Origin of the sequence: Sphingorhabdus sp. EL138 (assembly GCF_945882965.1) — a bacterium.
Lineage (GTDB): Bacteria > Pseudomonadota > Alphaproteobacteria > Sphingomonadales > Sphingomonadaceae > Sphingorhabdus_B.
On record NZ_CAMCWY010000014.1, the window covers coordinates 50233 to 68845 of the forward strand.

At 54.1% G+C, this 18613-nt stretch carries 20 protein-coding genes, 2 tRNA genes and 1 pseudogene; 16 read left to right on the top strand and 7 right to left on the bottom strand.

All coding sequences use genetic code 11. From position 1 onward, the window contains the following. Positions 1-39 precede the first annotated feature (39 nt). Positions 40-717 carry an NnrU family protein gene (locus Q0N43_RS07770; protein WP_295444920.1) on the top strand — a complete coding sequence of 226 codons (678 nt, stop codon included), beginning with the start codon at positions 40-42 and terminating at the stop codon, positions 715-717. Here the strand turns inward: Q0N43_RS07770 and Q0N43_RS07775 are convergent. Further along, complete coding sequence (locus Q0N43_RS07775; RefSeq protein ID WP_295444922.1) at positions 714-1709, bottom strand: aldo/keto reductase; 996 nt, start codon at positions 1707-1709, stop codon at positions 714-716. The two genes, Q0N43_RS07770 and Q0N43_RS07775, sit on opposite strands and share 4 nt — an antisense overlap. Next, positions 1696-2940 (bottom strand): dicarboxylate/amino acid:cation symporter, encoded by a 1245-nt coding sequence (locus Q0N43_RS07780; RefSeq protein ID WP_295444925.1) that lies wholly within the window; start codon positions 2938-2940, stop codon positions 1696-1698. The genes Q0N43_RS07775 and Q0N43_RS07780 overlap by 14 nt, the downstream gene beginning before the upstream one ends. Positions 2941-3036: 96 nt before the next feature. On the opposite strand from Q0N43_RS07780, the gene glmM reads away from it, so the two are divergent. From glmM to Q0N43_RS07835, 11 genes are all read left to right on the top strand, one after another. Continuing rightward, positions 3037-4377 (top strand): phosphoglucosamine mutase, encoded by a 1341-nt coding sequence (gene glmM / locus Q0N43_RS07785; protein ID WP_295444927.1) that lies wholly within the window; start codon positions 3037-3039, stop codon positions 4375-4377. Then, entirely contained in the window at positions 4377-5519 is a 1143-nt protein-coding gene (thiD, locus tag Q0N43_RS07790; protein WP_295444930.1) for a bifunctional hydroxymethylpyrimidine kinase/phosphomethylpyrimidine kinase, read from the top strand. Before glmM ends, thiD begins: the two co-directional genes overlap by 1 nt. Beyond that, entirely contained in the window at positions 5516-6097 is a 582-nt protein-coding gene (locus tag Q0N43_RS07795; RefSeq protein ID WP_295444985.1) for a ribonuclease HII, read from the top strand. The genes thiD and Q0N43_RS07795 overlap by 4 nt, the downstream gene beginning before the upstream one ends. Before the next feature lie 212 nt (positions 6098-6309). Further along, entirely contained in the window at positions 6310-7440 is a 1131-nt protein-coding gene (locus Q0N43_RS07800; protein WP_295444933.1) for a DNA methyltransferase, read from the top strand. Then, entirely contained in the window at positions 7437-8528 is a 1092-nt protein-coding gene (folP, locus tag Q0N43_RS07805; RefSeq protein WP_295444936.1) for a dihydropteroate synthase, read from the top strand. The genes Q0N43_RS07800 and folP overlap by 4 nt, the downstream gene beginning before the upstream one ends. A 73-nt stretch (positions 8529-8601) precedes the next feature. Then, the gene (locus Q0N43_RS07810; protein WP_366845955.1) at positions 8602-9039 is read left to right on the top strand and encodes a DUF2177 family protein; all 438 of its coding nucleotides are present in this window, start codon (positions 8602-8604) and stop codon (positions 9037-9039) included. A gap of 187 nt (positions 9040-9226) precedes the next feature. Next, positions 9227-9361, top strand: coding sequence for an aa3-type cytochrome c oxidase subunit IV (locus Q0N43_RS07815; RefSeq protein ID WP_295444938.1), 135 nt, complete (start codon positions 9227-9229; stop codon positions 9359-9361). Next, complete coding sequence (locus tag Q0N43_RS07820) at positions 9362-10492, top strand: NAD(P) transhydrogenase subunit alpha (RefSeq protein WP_295444941.1); 1131 nt, start codon at positions 9362-9364, stop codon at positions 10490-10492. Between the two features lie 9 nt (positions 10493-10501). Next, positions 10502-10783 carry an NAD(P) transhydrogenase subunit alpha gene (locus Q0N43_RS07825; protein ID WP_295444945.1) on the top strand — a complete coding sequence of 94 codons (282 nt, stop codon included), beginning with the start codon at positions 10502-10504 and terminating at the stop codon, positions 10781-10783. A 1-nt stretch (position 10784) separates the two neighbouring features. After that, positions 10785-12197, top strand: coding sequence for an NAD(P)(+) transhydrogenase (Re/Si-specific) subunit beta (locus Q0N43_RS07830; protein ID WP_295444948.1), 1413 nt, complete (start codon positions 10785-10787; stop codon positions 12195-12197). Between the two features lie 134 nt (positions 12198-12331). After that, positions 12332-13030: an amino acid racemase gene (locus tag Q0N43_RS07835; RefSeq protein ID WP_295444952.1), complete on the top strand. Its 699-nt coding sequence runs from the start codon at positions 12332-12334 to the stop codon at positions 13028-13030. Between the two features lie 34 nt (positions 13031-13064). Here the strand turns inward: Q0N43_RS07835 and hspQ are convergent, their stop codons facing one another. Continuing rightward, on the bottom strand, positions 13065-13415 hold the full coding sequence (hspQ, locus tag Q0N43_RS07840; RefSeq protein WP_295444955.1) for a heat shock protein HspQ: 351 nt from the start codon (positions 13413-13415) through the stop codon (positions 13065-13067). 132 nt (positions 13416-13547) lie between these two features. Between hspQ and Q0N43_RS07845 the strand changes: the two genes are divergently transcribed. Next, positions 13548-13637 (top strand) — tRNA-Ser (locus tag Q0N43_RS07845). A gap of 235 nt (positions 13638-13872) precedes the next feature. Here Q0N43_RS07845 and Q0N43_RS07850 read toward each other — a convergent pair. Together Q0N43_RS07850 and Q0N43_RS07855 are read right to left on the bottom strand one after the other, a co-directional pair. Continuing rightward, a complete protein-coding gene (locus Q0N43_RS07850) occupies positions 13873-14190 on the bottom strand; it encodes a hypothetical protein (protein ID WP_295444958.1) in 318 nt (105 codons plus the stop codon). A gap of 1049 nt (positions 14191-15239) precedes the next feature. Next, complete coding sequence (locus Q0N43_RS07855) at positions 15240-15575, bottom strand: hypothetical protein (protein WP_295444961.1); 336 nt, start codon at positions 15573-15575, stop codon at positions 15240-15242. A gap of 552 nt (positions 15576-16127) precedes the next feature. Here Q0N43_RS07855 and thyA point away from each other — a divergent pair. The 3 genes and pseudogenes from thyA to Q0N43_RS07870 all read left to right on the top strand — a co-directional run bounded on the left by thyA (position 16128) and on the right by Q0N43_RS07870 (position 17614). Further along, on the top strand, positions 16128-17060 hold the full coding sequence (gene thyA / locus Q0N43_RS07860) for a thymidylate synthase (protein WP_295444964.1): 933 nt from the start codon (positions 16128-16130) through the stop codon (positions 17058-17060). Between the two features lie 28 nt (positions 17061-17088). Further along, positions 17089-17244, top strand: a pseudogene (locus tag Q0N43_RS07865) (2-oxo acid dehydrogenase subunit E2); the annotation flags it as partial. A gap of 293 nt (positions 17245-17537) precedes the next feature. Then, positions 17538-17614 (top strand) — tRNA-Asp (locus Q0N43_RS07870). 16 nt (positions 17615-17630) lie between these two features. Here the strand turns inward: Q0N43_RS07870 and Q0N43_RS07875 are convergent. Next, positions 17631-17867: a DUF2842 domain-containing protein gene (locus Q0N43_RS07875; RefSeq protein WP_295444967.1), complete on the bottom strand. Its 237-nt coding sequence runs from the start codon at positions 17865-17867 to the stop codon at positions 17631-17633. Further along, positions 17864-18433: a 5-formyltetrahydrofolate cyclo-ligase gene (locus Q0N43_RS07880; RefSeq protein ID WP_295444969.1), complete on the bottom strand. Its 570-nt coding sequence runs from the start codon at positions 18431-18433 to the stop codon at positions 17864-17866. Before Q0N43_RS07880 ends, Q0N43_RS07875 begins: the two co-directional genes overlap by 4 nt. Positions 18434-18613: the final 180 nt, after the last annotated feature.

The following is an 18613-nucleotide window of genomic DNA, read 5'->3' on the forward strand; positions in this document are numbered from 1 at the left end:
TGTAATTAGCGCGTTTATTCAGCGGCGGGAGGTGGCGTTTTGGGTGATTATCTAACATTGGTTTCCGCGAGCTTATTGTTCGTCGGCAGCCATTTTCTGATGTCGCATCCGTTGCGCGCAATTCTTGTCAGCCGGTTTGGGGCGAACGGTTTTATGGCTTTTTATTCGGCCATATCGCTGATTACATTTGTTGGGATGATTATCGCGTTCGGACGCGCACCCAAGGCCGATGGTCTTTGGCCTGTGGGCGACGTCGTCTGGATATTTGCGAGCTTACTTACCCTATTTGCGGCGGTGCTGTTTGCAGGCTCGTTCATCCGCAACCCGTCGCTTCCCGGCGTGCCTGCCGCACTGGCCGCACAGACGCCCTCTGGGGTGTTTAAGGCGACACGGCATCCGATGATGTGGGGTTTTGCCTTATGGGGAGCGGGGCATATTCTTGTTGCGCCGCGCATCGACAACTTCATTTTTGCAGGTAGTCTTATCTTCTTGGCTTTGGTGGGTTCCAAGGCGCAGGAGATAAAAAAGCGCAACCTGATGGGGGGGCAATGGGCACAGTGGCTACGCCGCACATACTTCTTTGTCCGTCCCGCCGCATTGTTGCGCGTGGGCATTGGCCCTTGGGTCGCAGGTGCGTTGATCTGGGCTCTCGCGACATGGGCGCACCCATATTGGGGCGTGCCCGGCGCCGGCCTGTTCCGCTGGTTCGACTTTTAAAGCCGAACCATTTTCATACCCCGCTCGCCATAACGCGGACCCGATGTGCCACCGCGCGGGGCGGCTGCATCCAACTTGGCAAGATCATCAGTATCAAGCGCAATGTCGCTAGCCATCGCGCTATCTTCCATCGTCGCCCGGCGCTTGAAACCCGGGATCGGAACGATATCGCTGCCTTGCGCCAAAATCCATGCCAGCGCGATTTGTGCGTGTGACGCATGATGCTTCGCCGCAATTTCGCCCACAACCTCGACAATTTTTAGGTTCGCGGCAAAATTGTCACCCTGAAAACGCGGGTCCTGCCGCCGCCAGTCATTTTCGGGCAGTTCATCAAGGCTTCTGAACGTACCTGTGAGAAATCCGCGACCGAGCGGCGAGTAAGGCACAAAACCAATACCCAAATCGCGGCACGTCGGCAAAATGTCATCTTCAATATCACGTTCCCATAGCGAATATTCGCTTTGCAACGCCGAAATCGGCGCAACAGCAGCGGCGCGGCGCAGCGTTTCCGGACCAGCCTCGGATAGGCCGATATGCTTGATTTTGCCTTCGGTGATTAGGTCCGCGATCGCGCCGACGGTTTCTTCAATCGGTACATTGGGATCGACGCGGTGCTGATAATATAGGTCAAGGCAATCGATGCTGAGGCGTTTCAACGTGCCTTCAACCGCCGTTTTGGCATTCATGGCTGAACCGTCGACGCCAACAATATTCCCGCCATCAAATTTGAAGCCGAATTTACTGGCGATGATGAGGCCGTCGCTTCTGCCCTTAATGGCTTGGCCGACCAGTTCCTCATTCTGGAACGGTCCATAAATCTGCGCGGTGTCGAAAAAGTTGATGCCAAGGTCTATGGCACGGTGGATCGTCTTGATCGCCTCATCCGGGTCGGCAGCTTCGCCATAAGTGATGTTGCCGCCCGTGATCATGGGCATGCAGCCGACGCCGAGTGCGGATACTTTTAACCCATGGCCCAGTTCACGATATTGCATCGGCTTTATCCTTTTCAGATGCCTCTATGGCCGTAGCAAGCGCCACGTCCATCTGCACATTGCCAGTTGTGCGGAAAATATCAGGCAGTGTTTCAACAGCAATCAACAGGGCCAAAGGTTCAATCGGAATACCAAGCGCCAAGCAGATAGGCGCGATAGACGTCACGAAGCTAACCGAGCCCGGCAGGCTGACCGCGCCCATGGAGGTTAACGCAGCGATGAAGATTGCGAAGCCATAGTCAAAGCCGCTGAGCTCCACCCCAAACCAGTTCGCGACATAGAGCGCGACAGCCAAATTCATAGCCGGGCCAGTGACGCGCAACAAAGCCACGGCCATAGGCAGAACCAAGCCAGCGGTCGATTCGCGCACACCAAGCGCCTCTGCCTTTTTCAACATTAGCGGTAAGCTTGCGAGTGACGATTGTGTCGACACTGCGAACGCCTGCACCGGCGCGATCTGCCGCGCATATTCGGTAAAGCGGACCTTACCGGCAAACACCGCGACCAGATACGCAAAGCCACCGACGATAATGCCGACGATGGAAACCGTGACGATGTAATGGGCAACTGCGCCCAGTGCCGCGAGCCCCGACCGAGCGCCAACGACAAAGGCCAAGGCAAATACCCCGATTGGTGCGAGTTTTAACACCCATTCAATGACGATAACCATGGCGTCGGCGAGCGCGCTGAAAAATCCGGCCATTTGCGCCCTTGGGGCTTGCGCGAGACGGGTTATCGCAAAGGCAAATACTAAAGTGAAGATCAGAAGCGGTAGGATCGAGTCATTTGCTGCAGACGCAATAGGATTGGTCGGCACCAGTGCGACGATAAAGTCGCGCAACGGCTGCTGCTCTGCCACCGCTGGAACGCTTGTAAGTGCCGCACGCAATGCTGCCGCACTTTCCGATGGCATCGGCCATAACGACAGCAATGTCGGCGTCAGCAGGGCGCCCATGGTCGCCGAAAGACCCATCATGGCGACAATCCACGTGACGGTCCGCGCAGCCACGGGACCCGCGCGCGCCGCCTCGGCGCTTTTGACAATAGCGGTAATCAGCAGCGCCACGACCAGCGGCACGACGGTCATCCGAAGGCCGTTAAGCCACAAGGAGCCGACGATATCGAGCCAATAGGCGATTTGTGTACCAATGGCAGGAACTATCGCAGCGGCGAAAATCCCAAGGGCAAGCCCGATGGCAAGGGCGAGGAGAATACGTGTAGCGTTAGACATAGCATCGGGTCTTGCCAGCCCGTCGCTCCCTATGCAAGGGAGAGGCATCACCGTGCGGACAAATCGTTGAACAACCGCAAAAGAGCAGGAACGCAAATGGCGCGCAAATATTTCGGAACGGACGGCATCAGGGGGCGCAGCAACGTCGGTGCCATGACACCAGAAATGTCGATGAAAGTCGGCCAAGCAGCTGGCACGCATTTCCTGCGTGGTGGACACCGGCATCGCGTCGTGATTGGCAAGGATACGCGCTTGTCCGGCTATATGATTGAAAATGCTTTAGTGGCTGGCTTCACCAGCGTTGGTATGGATGTGGTCCAGTTTGGCCCGATTCCAACGCCTGCCGTAGCCTTGCTAACACGGTCGATGCGCGCGGATCTGGGCGTGATGATTTCGGCCAGTCACAACCCGTATGAGGATAATGGCATCAAGCTATTCGGTCCCGATGGCTTTAAGTTGTCGGATGCGGACGAACTAGCCATTGAGGCTTTGCTGGATGCACCGCTTGCTTTGGCGGACGCGGCTGATGTGGGCCGTGCCCGGCGCATTGAAGACAGCCGGGGCCGCTATATTCATGCGGTAAAGGCATCCGTGCCAGAACATATCCGGTTCGACGGTTTGCACGTCGTGCTCGATTGCGCCAATGGTGCGGCCTATCAAGTCGCGCCGACCGCGATTTGGGAATTGGGCGCAAAACTGACGTCTATCGGCATTGAACCCAATGGCAAGAATATCAATCACAAGGTCGGATCAACGCATATCGCGACGTTGCAGGAAACCGTGGTCGCAGCGGGCGCGGATATCGGCATTGCGCTTGATGGCGACGCTGATCGCTTAATCGTTGTGGACGAACATGGACGCGTCGTAGACGGGGATCAGATCATGGCATTGCTGGGCGGGGCCATGAACCGCAGTGGTAAGCTGACGGGCGGCGGAATTGTTGCCACGGTCATGTCCAATTTGGGCCTTGAACGCTATCTGGAAACACAGGACTTGCGCCTTATTCGCGCGAAAGTGGGTGACCGCTATGTTCTTGAAGCAATGCGTAAGTACGGCATCAATTTTGGTGGTGAGCAATCGGGCCATATGATCATGTTGGACCACGCAACGACGGGCGATGGCACCATAGCGGCGCTGCAGGTGCTGACTGAGCTTGTCGCCAGCGGGAAGACAGCGAGTGAAGTGCTGCACTTGTTCGATCCTGTCCCTCAATTGCTTAAAAATGTTCGCTTTTCCGGCGGCAAGCCGCTTGATAACCCAGATGTTCAGGCCGTCATTGCAAAGGCCGAGGGCGAGCTGGCGGGCAATGGCCGTTTGGTGATCCGCCCGTCGGGGACTGAACCCGTTATCCGTGTGATGGCCGAGGGCGATGACGCGGCGCAGGTTGAGCGTATTGTTGATGGCATTTGCGACGCGGTCAGGGCTGCTGCATCCTGATGACCAAAGGCGCGGCTGCACGCATTTTGATTATCGCGGGGTCCGATAGCGGCGGCGGCGCAGGGATTCAGGCGGATATCAAAACGGTGACCATGCTTGGCGGCCATGCCATGACAGCAGTGACCGCGATTACCGCACAAAACACGCTGGGCGTCGATGCCGTGCATATGGTTCCAACGCAGATGGTGATTGACCAAATTAGCGCGGTCGTCAGCGACATTGGCGTGGACGCTGTCAAAATCGGGATGATTGGCAATGCGGACACCGCGCATGCGGTGGCAGACAGCCTTTGTTACCATTCTTTTCCGATTATATTCGACCCGGTCATGGTCGCGACGAGCGGTGCGGTTTTGGCGGATGCGGATACCATATCCGCGTTTGAACGGCTGATGCGGCTTGCCACGCTGACAACGCCCAATTTGCCAGAGTTGGAAGCTTTGGGCGGTATGGATGCGTTGCGCGCGCGGCGGTTTCCGCTGTTGCTAAAGGGCGGCCATGCGGAAGGGGATGATATCATCGACGCATTGCATCTCGCGCCGGGGCAGAGTGAAAGTTGGCGCGATGCGCGTATACACACGCGCAGCACGCATGGCACCGGGTGCACATTGGCGACGGCCATCGCAACGGGTCTTGGGCAGGGGATGGAGCTTGTCCCCGCAATAGAGCGCGCGCGCCTGTTCGTGCGGCTCGCGCTGCGCGATGCGCCAGGGCTTGGGCAGGGTCATGGCCCCATGGGGCATCAATCGGTGCGTGAGGACGCTATGGTATCTGGCCCGTCGCTCAACCATGTGACTGCGGGTTGCCGCGATTATTCGGCGTCCGTCAATTTTTATAAGGCACTTGGACTTGCGTTAATCGTTGATAGCCCATCCAATGGCTATGCACGATTCCAAGCGCCCAATGGCGTTACCTTTTCTATATATCAACGTGACGATATCGCGACATCGACCATATTATACTTTGAAAGCAAACGCCTCGACGCATGGGTAACGGAGCTGGCTAGCCAAGGCTTTGCGTTTGAACAATTGCCACAGGATGAAAGCTGGGGCTGGCGTGAGGCGCGTTTGCTGGATCCTGCGGGCAACATGGTTTGCTTATATAAAGCAGGCGAAAACAGGCGCTATCCTGCTTGGCGGATATGATTATCGGCGTCGACGAGGCGGGGCGCGGGCCGCTTGCGGGGCCGGTCGTTGCGGCGGCTGTATTGCTTTGCAAACCTAAGCCTTCGGGGTTGGATGACAGCAAGAAACTCACCGCCGCGCGCCGTGCGGAGTTGGAAGCCACGATTAAGCGCCGTTGCCAATGGGCGGTGGGTGTAGTCGAAGTCGAGGATATTGACCGCCTGAACATTTTTGGCGCAACAATGCTCGCCATGACCCTGGCGGTTGATGCCTTGTGCGCGAAACTTGGTTCTGATCCGCTTGAAGTGCTGGTGGATGGGAACATGACGCCAATGGGCCGATGCCGCGAATGGCGTTGGACGGCGCGTGCGATAGTCGGCGGTGACGCCATAGAACCCTGCATTTCAGCAGCGTCAATTATCGCCAAAGAACATCGTGACCGGATGATGTGTGCCGCCGCCCAGCAGCATGCGCAATATGGTTGGGAAAAAAACAAAGGCTATGGCACGCCTGACCATTTAGCCGCGCTGCGCGAGCATGGTCCGACGCCGTTACACCGGAAAAGCTTCGCGCCAGTCGCCCAACTGCTTTTGCTGTAATTTTTTTTGGGCAGTGAGTCCTTCGGGTAACACCACTAGGGGTTGAGTCTACCCAGATTCGCAAGACTCCACATATTGTGCCAGACTCGTTTCGTTCCGCTTACAGCAAGGCATAATGCCTGTTGTTCTGAAGAATCCCCAACCATCAACGACCTTGACCCAAGGGCCTTGCTGACTCATCGCAGCTTATTAAGCGCCAAAGGGAGCAGGCAATGGGTGTTATTGATAAAATTAGGCCAGCCACAAAAGCAAAGCTGGCACCGGTATATGAACTGCCGCGTAATCAGATTTTGCGGATGGACTGCATTGCGGCAATGCGCTCCTTACCTGATTGCTCCATCGACATGGTCTTTGCCGATCCGCCCTATAATTTGCAACTTGGCGGAGATTTGTTGCGCCCGGATAATAGCAAGGTCGATGCCGTCAACGATGAATGGGACAAATTTGCAAGCTTTGCGATTTATGACAAATTCACCCGCGAATGGCTGGCTGAGGCGCGGCGGATATTGAAGCCGAACGGCTCGCTGTGGGTCATTGGCAGTTACCACAATATTTTCCGCGTTGGCACGGCGGTGCAGGACGCTGGATATTGGATTCTGAACGACATCGTGTGGCGTAAAGCCAATCCAATGCCCAATTTTAAGGGCACGCGATTTACCAACGCGCACGAGACGCTGATTTGGGCATCGAAAAGCGAGAAGTCGAAATATACCTTCAACTATCGCGCGATGAAGACGTTGAATGACGAACTTCAAATGCGATCCGATTGGTTGATTCCGATTTGTGGCGGGCAAGAGCGGTTGAAGCGCAATGGTGTGAAGGCCCACCCGACGCAAAAGCCTGAGGCTTTATTGTATCGCATATTGCTGGCCTGTACGAAGCCAGGTGACGTTGTACTTGATCCGTTTTTTGGGACGGGCACAACTGGTGCGGTTGCGCGGCGTCTTGGCCGTGACTGGATTGGCTGCGAGCGTGAGGCCGTCTATTGCGATGTCGCTGAGGAGCGGATTGCAGCGGCATTGCCACTTGACGAAAGCGCCATCAAAACCATGCAGTCGCCAAAGTCTGCGCCAAAGGTTGCCTTTGGCCAATTGGTTGAGGCTGGCTATCTCAAGCCGGGTACGAAATTGTTTGACCGCAAGCGTCAGTTTGAAGCGATGGTGCGCGCAGATGGCTCTATCCTGTGCGGCGTCGTGGACGGATCGATCCACAAAGTCGGTTCGAGCATCCAAAACGCGCCAAGTTGCAACGGTTGGACCTATTGGCACTATGCCGCCGCCGATGGGGCAATGAAGCCGATTGACGACCTGCGCCAAACCTATTTGCTCGCAACCGAGCCGTGACAAAAATTTATCTTCGCCCCACAGGCTTTGTTGAAAGTCCCCAGCGGTACGAAGGTGAAGGCTTGCGTTTGGCAGGAACCATGCTGTGGTTCTCACAAATCGAATATATCACGCGCGACATAATATCGACGCAGCGGCAGGTGGTGCCCGTAGGCCAATGGGATGCTTTTGTGGCGGCACTTCCGCAGTCTGCCCGCGAAAGATGCGCGTTGCTGCTTGACCGCATAACCGCTCCCCGCGCTGCATTGCAGTTGGGCGCGCATATGATTAGGCTTGATCAACCGCATGTCATGGCGATTATCAATGCGACCCCAGACAGTTTTGCGGATGGTGGCAAGAATGTAGATCCGGAAATTGCGGCTGAAGCGGCTGTCGCGATGTTGAGCGCTGGTGCGTCCATCATTGACATTGGCGGAGAGTCTACGCGGCCCGGTGCGCCTTTGGTCTGGGAAGGCGACGAACTGAATCGCGTCGCGCCGCTGATCCGCAGGTTGGCGGGAACTGGGGCTGCAATCTCCATCGACACGCGCAAGGCGTTTGTGATGGATGGTGCATTGCAAGCTGGCGCGACGATGATCAATGACATCTCGGCGCTGTTATACGACGACCGCGCCGTCGAAGTCGCCCGCAAAAGCAAGGTTCCTGTCGTCCTAATGCACGCCCCGAGCCAAAGCAGCGACCCGCATAAAGACGGTAATTATGATGATGTCGTATACGATGTGTTCGACTGGCTTGAACAGCGGGTTTCCGATGTCGAAGCCGCAGGGTTGGCGCGGGAAACAATATTGGTCGATCCCGGTATCGGCTTTGGAAAAATACTATCCGATAATCTGGCGATCATCAACAATCTGGCAATCTATCATGGATTGGGTTGCGCCTTATTATTTGGCGCAAGCCGCAAAAGATTGATTGGCGCGCTTTCGAATGAGGTGGAGGCAACAGATCGCCTTGGCGGTTCCATCTTCCTTGCTATGAAAGCAGTGGAGCAAGGCGCACATATTGTCCGCGTCCATGATGCTGCCGAAACCGTGCAGGCTATGCACGTCTGGCGTGGTCTTCGCGATGCGGCGTTGACGGCGCCTATATAATCTACAGCCATTTGGCTGCCTTGACCCTGTGCCCAATGACGGGCACATTCGCTCCGTCAAAAGGAGTTTCAAAATGCTGATGAAATATATCATTGGGTACATCGCCACTGGCATCGCGTTTGCGGTCATCGACAGCGTCTGGCTGCGGACCATGTACACGCGGCTGTATCAGCCAGAAATTGGCGAAATGATGATGAAGAATGGTTTCCGTTTAGGGCCGGCCATCATTTTTTACCTACTGTATATTTTGGGCATGATGATCTTCGCTGTCGGGCCAGCGTTATTGACTGGCAAGTGGCAGACCGCGCTCATTTGGGGCGCTTTGTTGGGCTTCTTTTGCTATATGACCTATGATTTGACCAATTATGCCACGTTAAAAGTGTGGAGCACGAAAGTCACCATCCTCGACATCATTTGGGGAACATTTCTGACAGGCTCTGCTTCGCTGGTCGGCTTTTGGATTACGCAAGCTTTGCTTGGCGTCGCTGGTCCCAAGGTCGAGACGTTTTAAACGCAAGCTCTTTCACCCATTTGCCGTCATGTCCGACTGCGATGCGGATCTTCCAGATGGGGGTGATAACGCAAATGGGTAAAGAGCTAATTAAGCAGTCATGATATTTTCTTTGTTCATCGTGCTTGAGCATTGGAAAATCACCAGTTAAGGCGGTCGGGTAATATAATCTTACACGGAGGCTGTTTTGACAAACGATCATGACCTTGGACCCGCAAAGGAAACCTATGCGGGTTTCGTCACTTTTTTCAAATGGGGTACAGTTGCTACCGCGATTGTTACCACTGTCGTGGTTTTGATCATCGCAAGTCGTGCTGCTTAAGTGGCAAAGATTGCTGTACTGAGGGAGACCACTCCCGGCGAAACCCGCGTTTCTGCGTCCCCTGAAACCGTCAAGAAATTCATTGCGCTTGGCGCAACGGTTTCGGTCGAAAATGAAGCAGGCGCAGGGGCTTCCATTGGTGATGGCGATTATGCAAATGCCGGCGCTTCTGTGGGGAAACTGGCTTCCGTCCTGAAGGATGCGGACATTGTTTTGGGCGTTCAGGGACCAGATCCAAAGGCGCTGAAGGGCATGAAGCCCGGTGCATGGTTGGTTGCCGGACTTGACCCCTTTGGGCAGCGTGCACGGGTGGATGCTTATGCCAAGGTAGGCGTAGAAGCGCTTGCGATGGAATTCATGCCGCGCATCACGCGCGCGCAATCGATGGACATATTGTCGTCGCAGTCAAACCTGTCGGGATATAAGGCGGTGATTGAGGCCGCGTCAGTTTACGGCCGCGCCTTTCCAATGATGATGACCGCTGCCGGCACCATTAGCGCGGCAAGGGCGTTCATCATGGGTGTTGGCGTGGCCGGGCTACAGGCGATTGCCACCGCGCGCCGCTTAGGCGCTCAGGTGTCGGCAACCGACGTGCGCTCGGCGACCAAGGAGCAGATTGAATCCTTGGGTGCAAAAGCGATTTTCGTAGAGAATGTCGCCGGAATACAAGGCGAGGGCGCTGGCGGTTATGCGACCGAAATGTCCGACGAATATAAAGCAGCGCAGGCCGAATTGGTCTCTGCGCATATCGCCAAGCAGGACATCGTCATTACAACCGCGTTGATCCCGGGCCGCCCGGCACCGCGTTTGGTGTCTGACGCGCAGATCGCGAGCATGAAGCCGGGTTCCGTCATTTTCGACCTTGCCGTCGCGCAAGGCGGCAATGTCGAAGGATCGAAGGCCGACGAAATTGTCATCAAACATGGCGTGAAAATCGTTGGCTATAGCAACACGCCAGCGCATTTGGCGGCGGACGCATCCGCGCTCTATGCACGCAACCTGTTCAATTTCCTTTCCGCTTTTTGGAACAAGGAAACTGGGGCGCCTGCGTTGCCAGATGACGATGAAATTACCGCAGCAATTCGCCTGACCAAAGATGGCAAGGTCGTGAATGAACGCCTGTTGGCGTAGGGGGAAAGTATGGACTTTATATCAATCTTATCCATCTTCGTGATGGCCTGTTTTGTGGGCTATTATGTTGTCTGGTCAGTAACACCTGCGCTCCACACGCCGTTGATGGCGGTGACGAACGCGATTTCCTCAGTCATTATCGTCGGTGCGTTGATCGCGGCGGCGGCAGATGGGTCAACGACTGCCAAGTGGCTTGGCCTGATTGCGGTCGCCTTGGCTAGCGTCAATATCTTTGGCGGCTTTGCGGTTACGGCGCGCATGCTGGCCATGTACAAGAAAAAGGAGCGTTAAGTTGGAACATGTTGCTCCTCCCGCTTGGGTTATGCTCGCTTATTTGATTTCGGGCGTATTTTTCATATCGGCGCTGCGCGGACTATCGTCGCCAGCAACCTCGCAACGCGGTAACCGCTTCGGCATGGCCGGTATGTTGATTGCCGTGGTTACGACCTTAGTCACGCATGAAGTTGCGTCCTTGCCTGAAATCCTCGGTGCAATCGCCATCGGCGGCGGCATTGGTTGGGTTACGGCACGCAAGATTGCCATGACCGACATGCCGCAGCTTGTTGCTGCGTTCCATTCCCTCGTTGGTATGGCCGCAGTGCTGGTGGCTGCCGCCGCCTTCCTCAACCCCGTTGCCTTTGGCATTGTCGGCGCAGATGGCCTTATAAACCCGGTCAGCCGTGTTGAAATGGGCTTGGGCATAGCGATTGGCGCAATCACCTTTTCAGGGTCAGTCATCGCGTTTCTTAAGCTGGCGGGCAAAATGTCGGGCGCGCCAATCCTTTTGCCGCTTCGCCATGTGATTAACCTGAGCACTTTGGCGGCGATCCTTGGCCTCATTGGCTACTTCACTGTTGACCAAAGCCCTTGGATTTTCTGGACCGTTACCGCGCTTGCGTTCCTCATTGGCTTCTTGCTCATCATTCCTATCGGCGGCGCGGATATGCCCGTCGTGGTATCGATGCTGAACAGCTATTCCGGTTGGGCCGCCGCCGCCATGGGCTTTACGCTGCATAATACGGCGATGATTATAACAGGCGCATTGGTGGGCTCTTCGGGCGCGATTTTGTCCTACATCATGTGCAAAGCCATGAACCGCAGCTTCATCAGCGTTATTGCAGGCGGTTTCGGCGCGGAGGCGGCTGTCTCCAACGGCGAAGCCAAGGAGCAGCGTCCATGGAAACGCGGCTCTGCCGAAGATGCAGCCTATATGATGCAACAGGCCGAAAGCGTTATCATCGTGCCTGGATACGGCATGGCGGTTGCGCAGGCGCAGCATATCTTGCGCGAAATGGCAGATGTTTTGAAGAAACAGGGCGTTTCGGTAAAATATGCCATCCACCCTGTTGCGGGACGTATGCCCGGCCATATGAACGTTTTGTTGGCCGAGGCATCGGTGCCTTATGATGAGGTTTTCGAGCTTGAGGATATCAACAGCGAATTTGCGCAAGCCGATGTCGCCTTCATCATTGGTGCCAACGACGTTGTGAACCCTGCGGCGAAAACCGACAAGACGTCGCCGATTTACGGTATGCCGGTGTTTGACGTGGACAAGGCAAAGACAGTGTTCTTCGTCAAGCGTTCCATGGGCGGCGTTGGCTATGCGGGCGTTGACAATGACGTGTTCTACATGGATCAAACGATGATGCTTCTCGCCGATGCGAAGAAGATGTGTGAAGACATTGTCAAGGCATTGCAGCACTAACGATAGCCTATGCCGTGGACCTATCTCCATCGCTCCAACGAAAGCTGGAGCCCAAAGCGACCTGCGGTTTAAACTGACAGGCGTAACACGTCCCGGCCTGCGCTGGGGCGTCGGCATTTGAAGGACAAAAAAACATGCGAAAACTGGGGCTGATCGGTGGGTTAAGCTGGTATTCCACTGAACTATATTACGCACGTATCAATAAACAGGTCCTGTGGCGGACCAACGGGACATGTAATGCGCCGTTGCTGATCGAGAGCCTCAATCTCTGCGACGACGGCAAGGCTAGCGCTCTAGAAGACTGGGTTCATGTGGCAGATATGCTGATCGCGTCGGCCCGCCGTCTGGAGCAAGCTGGTGCCACTGCCTTGCTCATTTGCGCCAACAGCATGCATAAAGTGTTTGATGACGTCGCTGGAGCGGTTTCGATCCCGATCATCCACATTGCCGAAGCTGTCGGTGAGAAGATGAAGGCTGACGCGGTTCCTTCTGCTGCGTTATTAGGTAGGGCAAGTGTCATGGCCGAAAATTGGTATCGTCAGAGGCTGGTTAAGCACGGCGTTTCATTGTTGCCCGCCGAAATGGACGATGTGAAAGAACTAGAACGCATCATTTATGAAGAGCTAAAGCACGGTCTGATAAAACGCGATTCCGAACGGATATTGAAAACGATTATCACGGAAATTGATCAGGAAGGTATCAAAGCGGTTGTTCTGGGTTGTACCGAATTATGCAAGCTGGTCGATACCAAAGCCAATGTCCTGCCTATTTATGACAGCACCGAAATTCATGCCGACGCAGGGGTCGACTGGATTCTTGGGGATGCAATTTAACTCTGCTTGGCCATCGCCGCCATGCCAAGCACATTTACTGACGCATAAGCCGTTTGAGTTGATACTGGTCGCCATTCCACCCTTCAAATATAGCATCTATCCCGGGGTGGTTGATTGGCCCTTGCTGATGGTCGGCAAGTAAATTCTGCTGGCTCACATAAGCGATATAGCTGTTCTCTGCATTTTCGGCGAACAAATGGTAAAATGGCTGGCTCTTGGAAGGCCTCACGGAATCGGGGATGGACTGATACCACTCCTCGCTATTGGCAAAAACAGGGTCAATGTCGAACACCACGCCACGAAAATTGAATAAGCGATGGCGCACGACATCACCGATCGAAAATGCCGTTTCAACAATGTCGGGAGCGATTGTTTGATGATTCATATGCACAATATCGTATCTTCTCGCGTGCAAATCAACCTTGTGGCTTGGCAAAGCAAAAAACTTCGGTTAATGGCCCCGCTCTGCCATAGGAATGCGCTGTTTTTACGGCACTGACCAGTCCCTATGCATTGCGGAGAGATGGCTGAGTGGTCGAAAGCACCGCACTCGAAATGCGGCGTGCCGGTGACGGTACCTAGGGTTCGAATCCCTATCTCTCCGCCAGTTCATTTGCACCCTATAAAACCTTGCATTTACAACGATTTGGATCCACCGAAAATGCTACTGCGTACCTAGAATGCGTACCTAAGGACTGATTTTGCTAGGTGGAAACAGGACAAGTTTGGGTGCTCTATTGGTGCACTTGAGGCGCCTGTATGTGACCTGACACAAAACCCCGAATTTGAGGGAGGGGGATCGGTTTCCTGAGATCGCTAGGTGGAGCGCTAAGGGGAAGCGATTAGCGCTTGGACCTCAGGTCCAGAATTAAAGCGATTGCGTTCGCTTCTGCCATTTCCTCCAACAGCCTTAACGCAGCCATGACGCCCTTCTTAAATGCCTCAGGTTCTTCATAGGGGGCTGTGGGGCCTGCCTCTATGAACTTTACAACAGCATACTTTGTAGCGGTGCAGTGGCTCACTGCTGCCTTCGCTATAATGTTAGCTGGTTCTCTGCTAGGTTCCCACTTCCGTGCCCTTTTCAAAATACACTTTTCGTGGGCTATGAAGGGTGAGTCAGCCGGTGGCGTGGCAAGGAGTAGCAGGGCAAGAAAAGTCATGGTTTCCACCGATCAACACACACCTCACAATTCAACCAAGGGAGTCCTACCGTCTAAATCGCTACCTAAGGTTTCCAAAAAGTCCCTAATAAGCCTCAGCATTCCTGAGGGTTACAGCTATGCTTAGCGTCGTGTATCGCAGACCAAGGTATCCCTATCCCACTTTCTGCGATACGGGACGCTACGTATGCCTCAAACCGGCCTGTGGCCGTTAAGGTGTTGATGTGTATACGACCGTACCTTTCCACAGGCTTAGCGGGAGGGTTTGGAACACCGCCGGTGAACCGAGGGTTTCTGCGGGTGACAGAGAAAGCGTCAGTTGCAGCCACCTATCGGAGAAGAACCATTTTTTCGGTCGAGCGGACGGCCCATATCGAGCCTGTTGCAAAACCTTGAAATTACCACTGTGTTCCAATGGGTTATCGAAAAGTGCCAATTAGTACTCACCCTCGGAGATGGAACCATTTTTCGGTCCACCTGACGGCTCACATCGAGACTGTTGTGAGGCCATCGAATTAACTAGGTCTTCCAATGGGTTACCGAAAAGTGCCAATTAGGACCACGTTTTGGAAAAAACCAATTTTCGAGCAGCCAAAACACGCCTGAAAACACAATAACAGACGGTGTCAGGGAAGATGACGCGGTTACGCTACGTGTCAAAAAGACTGTACCCAATCGGTAAGTGGCTAAGGGCATTCATTAGTTCTTTGCATTCGTGCTCCTTCTGAAAAATCGGCAGGTTGCACTGATGATACTGGCCTGTTGCTTGCTGCGACAGTCCCTGCACCAGGCAGGCAGCTTGTTGGGGTCCAAACAAGAATGCGGAGGCTTTTGTCCACGCCTGCAGGTCAAACTCAAACGATTATTCAAGCTAGAGTGTGTGCAGCGTGGAAAATTCCATGTTGAAAAGCTTGAAGCGGTATTTGCGGCTTGCCGATATCATGACCATGCCCGTCGCAAGGAACACCATCATTTGGAATATCGTTCTTGGTTGCGCCGACATGGCAATAATCGGAGGTAGGGGAATTTGGAAAAGTTGTAACGCAACATCAAGCAGAAGATACATACACGGCAACAGCAATAGCAATCAGTACATTCCTGCCTTTCAGCCCGATTGTTATCGCAATCGCACCAACGCATACCGCGAAGGCGACTATTGCCATTTCCGGCCCCCGAAACAGTATAATGGCCGAGAGGATGAAAATGTTGTCGCCGATGACCTGCGCGCTTAGCACTAGTCTTTGCACCAATTGGCCACTAGCAGCGAGCAATGTCGTCGCAACAGTCCATCCAAGCAAAGCATAAAAGTAAAATTGTAGTAAATCGGTAAAAATTGGCTTCGCCGGAGACGCCGATAAAACTAAAAATATGATGCTAAAAAACAATATTCGTACAGCCGGCCAAGCAATTAAAATTATGGCCGTCGGAAGTCGATTTAGTACTTGACCTAATATATGCATTTTTATGAGTGCATTTCTATATAAGCATTTTTTGAACGACTTAGAAAACGATATTTTAACCTTAGGTCTAATACAAGCCTTTTACTTTTGATGTATAATGGCGAACAGTTTGCAACATTCTTGCCAATCGATAGCAGTTGGTGATTACTACCCAAGTAACGAAATGCTCGCAATATTCGAGGGGCGCCCACTGGAATGGCAAACCCGACAGCTCGCGGTGTCGAGCCCCGGGTTTGCGCAGACTAGGACAAGGGCATTATGGCCACCGTTTATTGTCTGAGTACAGGTGTTCGCGTTTCTTTTGGCATACGATTTATCCCAGATTTCTGTGGGCGATGCTGTGCGTCAATGGCCAAGCATGTGCCGTGCCCAATGGGCGTGACCGACATTCCACCTGATTTTTCGCTAACAACCCGCGTCCGACAAAAGCATATTGGCAAGGTTGCAAAAACGTCACGCGGCGCTTAGCGATAGCAGATGCACAATATGCCACATTATGAAGAACAATATTTGTCGCTGATGCGCCGGATCTGGGAAACGGGCAGTGTTCAGCGTGATCGGACGGGTGTTGGCACAAAGGCATTGTTCGGCACGACCATGCGTTTTTCGCTCGCCAATGATGCCATTCCGTTGCTGACAACAAAGCGGGTATATTGGAAGACGGCAGCGCGCGAAATGCTGTGGTTCCTGACGGGCAACACCAACATCCGGCCATTGCTGGAAAACAAGGTCAAGATATGGACCGATTGGCCGTTGGACCGCTACCGCCGCGAAACTGGCGTCGCCATTTCGCAAGATGATTTTGAACAACGCATAATACAGGATGCCGATTTCGCGGAAAAATGGGGCGACTTGGGCCCTGTCTATGGTGCGCAATGGGTGAATTGGCCACGGTACGAAGCCGCAGAAAACGGATTATTTCGCCGGGTGGATAAGGGCATTGATCAGGTTAGCCTGCTCGTTGAGAGCCTGAAGAACAATCCGGGTTCCCGCCGACATATCATCGAAGGCTGGAACGTCGCCGAACTGGACCAAATGGCACTGCCGCCCTGCCACAAAACATACCAGTTTCATGTCGCAGATGGTGTTTTGAGCTGCATCTTATTCCAGCGTTCGTGCGATTTGGGGCTTGGCTTTGCCTTTAACGCATTTTCCGCGTCCTTGCTGACGCGGATGCTCGCAGCGGTGTGTGGATATTCAGCGGGTGAACTGATCTGGCAGGGTGGGGATGTGCATGTATATCTCAGCCATGCGCCATTGGTCGAAGAGCAATTGTCGCGGACACCTTCTGGCGCCCCTAAGTTAAAGCTGCTGCGTACACCGGACAGCATTTTTGACTTCCGAATCGAAGATTTCGAAGTTGTCGATTACCATCCGCAGGCCCATATTTCCGCACCTGTCGCGGTGTAAGCTCTATTTAGGTTAGTTATGTTGACCTAAAGCCATGTTTGATGGCGACAATATTGAGGCCCGCAAGCTGATGAACCTGTTGATCAGTTGCGACCACCGCGTCGTCGATGGTTGGGATGCCGCCAGTTATGTTCAGGCTTTCAAAAAGCTGATCGAGACGCCCCTCCTGTTGTTCGCCGATTAATTTGTAACGCGGCACGGTTGTCCGAGTGAAAAATCAACCTAGTCTTGAAAGGTTGCAGGCGCGCCTCACGCGGGGCGTAGGGGCTCAAGAGCCATAGTTGGCGCTGTTACCGCAATAACCACCATGCGTGCGCTGCACGGGCCTTCCAAGACGCGTCTAGGCGACATTATGGGGGTAATCCTGTGTTACCTGACCCGAAATGGGGAAAGGTGATGTCGCCCAATATACCCTTTTATGACAAATGGCGTTGACAGAATCTTGCGCGGCTTATAGTGGCCGCCAACCGCAAGTTAGCGGGTGTAGCTCAGTTGGTTAGAGCGCCGGCCTGTCACGCCGGAGGTCGCGGGTTCGAGCCCCGTCACTCGCGCCACTTCTTTCAAGTTTTTTTAAGCTTTAGGTGGTGCGCGGAACGATCCCGTCTCCATCCAAATCATCAGCGGGCGCATCGGCGCTATCCAGATGATACCTGCGATCAGATAGATAATGCTCTGGATCGCGATGTTCTGCGTACCGATAAAATCTGACGCACTGACAATGATCGCGGACCAGACGAATATAATCAGCAATATGGCCAGCATTCCGGCGGGTTTGCGCCAAGTCGGTACTTTGAGTGGTGTTGTCATAAGGTCATCCATGATTTTTCGGTAAGTATAGCGTGTAGTGGCATGTCCCAAATGTCTGATGCAAGGGCAGGCGCATGTTGAACGGACCATGCAAGGCCAATGGCGACGGCTTGGTCCATTAGGCTAAAGGCGCGGTCATAATGCCCCGCACCCTGTCCAAGCCGCATCAACCGGGCATCAAAGGCCACTAAGGGCGCTAGAACGACGTCTGGCGTGCATAAGGGCGCATCCTCGGCAGGTTGCTGCAATCCAAAGGGGCCGGGAACCAGATCATCACCTGGCGTCCAGCGTAAGAAGCGCATCGGTGTGGTTTTGCTCGTGACATGGGGCAGGGCAATGGCGCAGCCCATTTTATAGGCCTGTGTCAACAATGCGGCTGGATTGACCTCAGAGCCAATAGCGATGTAACCGGCCACGATTTTGCCGGGTAAAAGATATTGCGCCAGCGGGCTTGGAACTGTGGAGAACGCCAGCGCGCGATCCTGCGGCGACAGTGCCTCTACAAACCGGTCACGCTTTTGGCGGAATTCCGACCGCTGCGACTGCTTGTCAAAATCTGGTTGCACAGTTTTTCCTGAATAATGTTGGCGGAACCATCATGGGTCGTTTCCCGGAATATCCTCTGACGCCAGGACGTCAGGTGGGCACCGTGTGATCTGGACCTTAAGGTTTCCCAAACGGCCCAGGCAGGGACAGCTCCCTTAGATAGATAATCGCCTCAGGGATGTTCTCATCAGTTCGTGCCG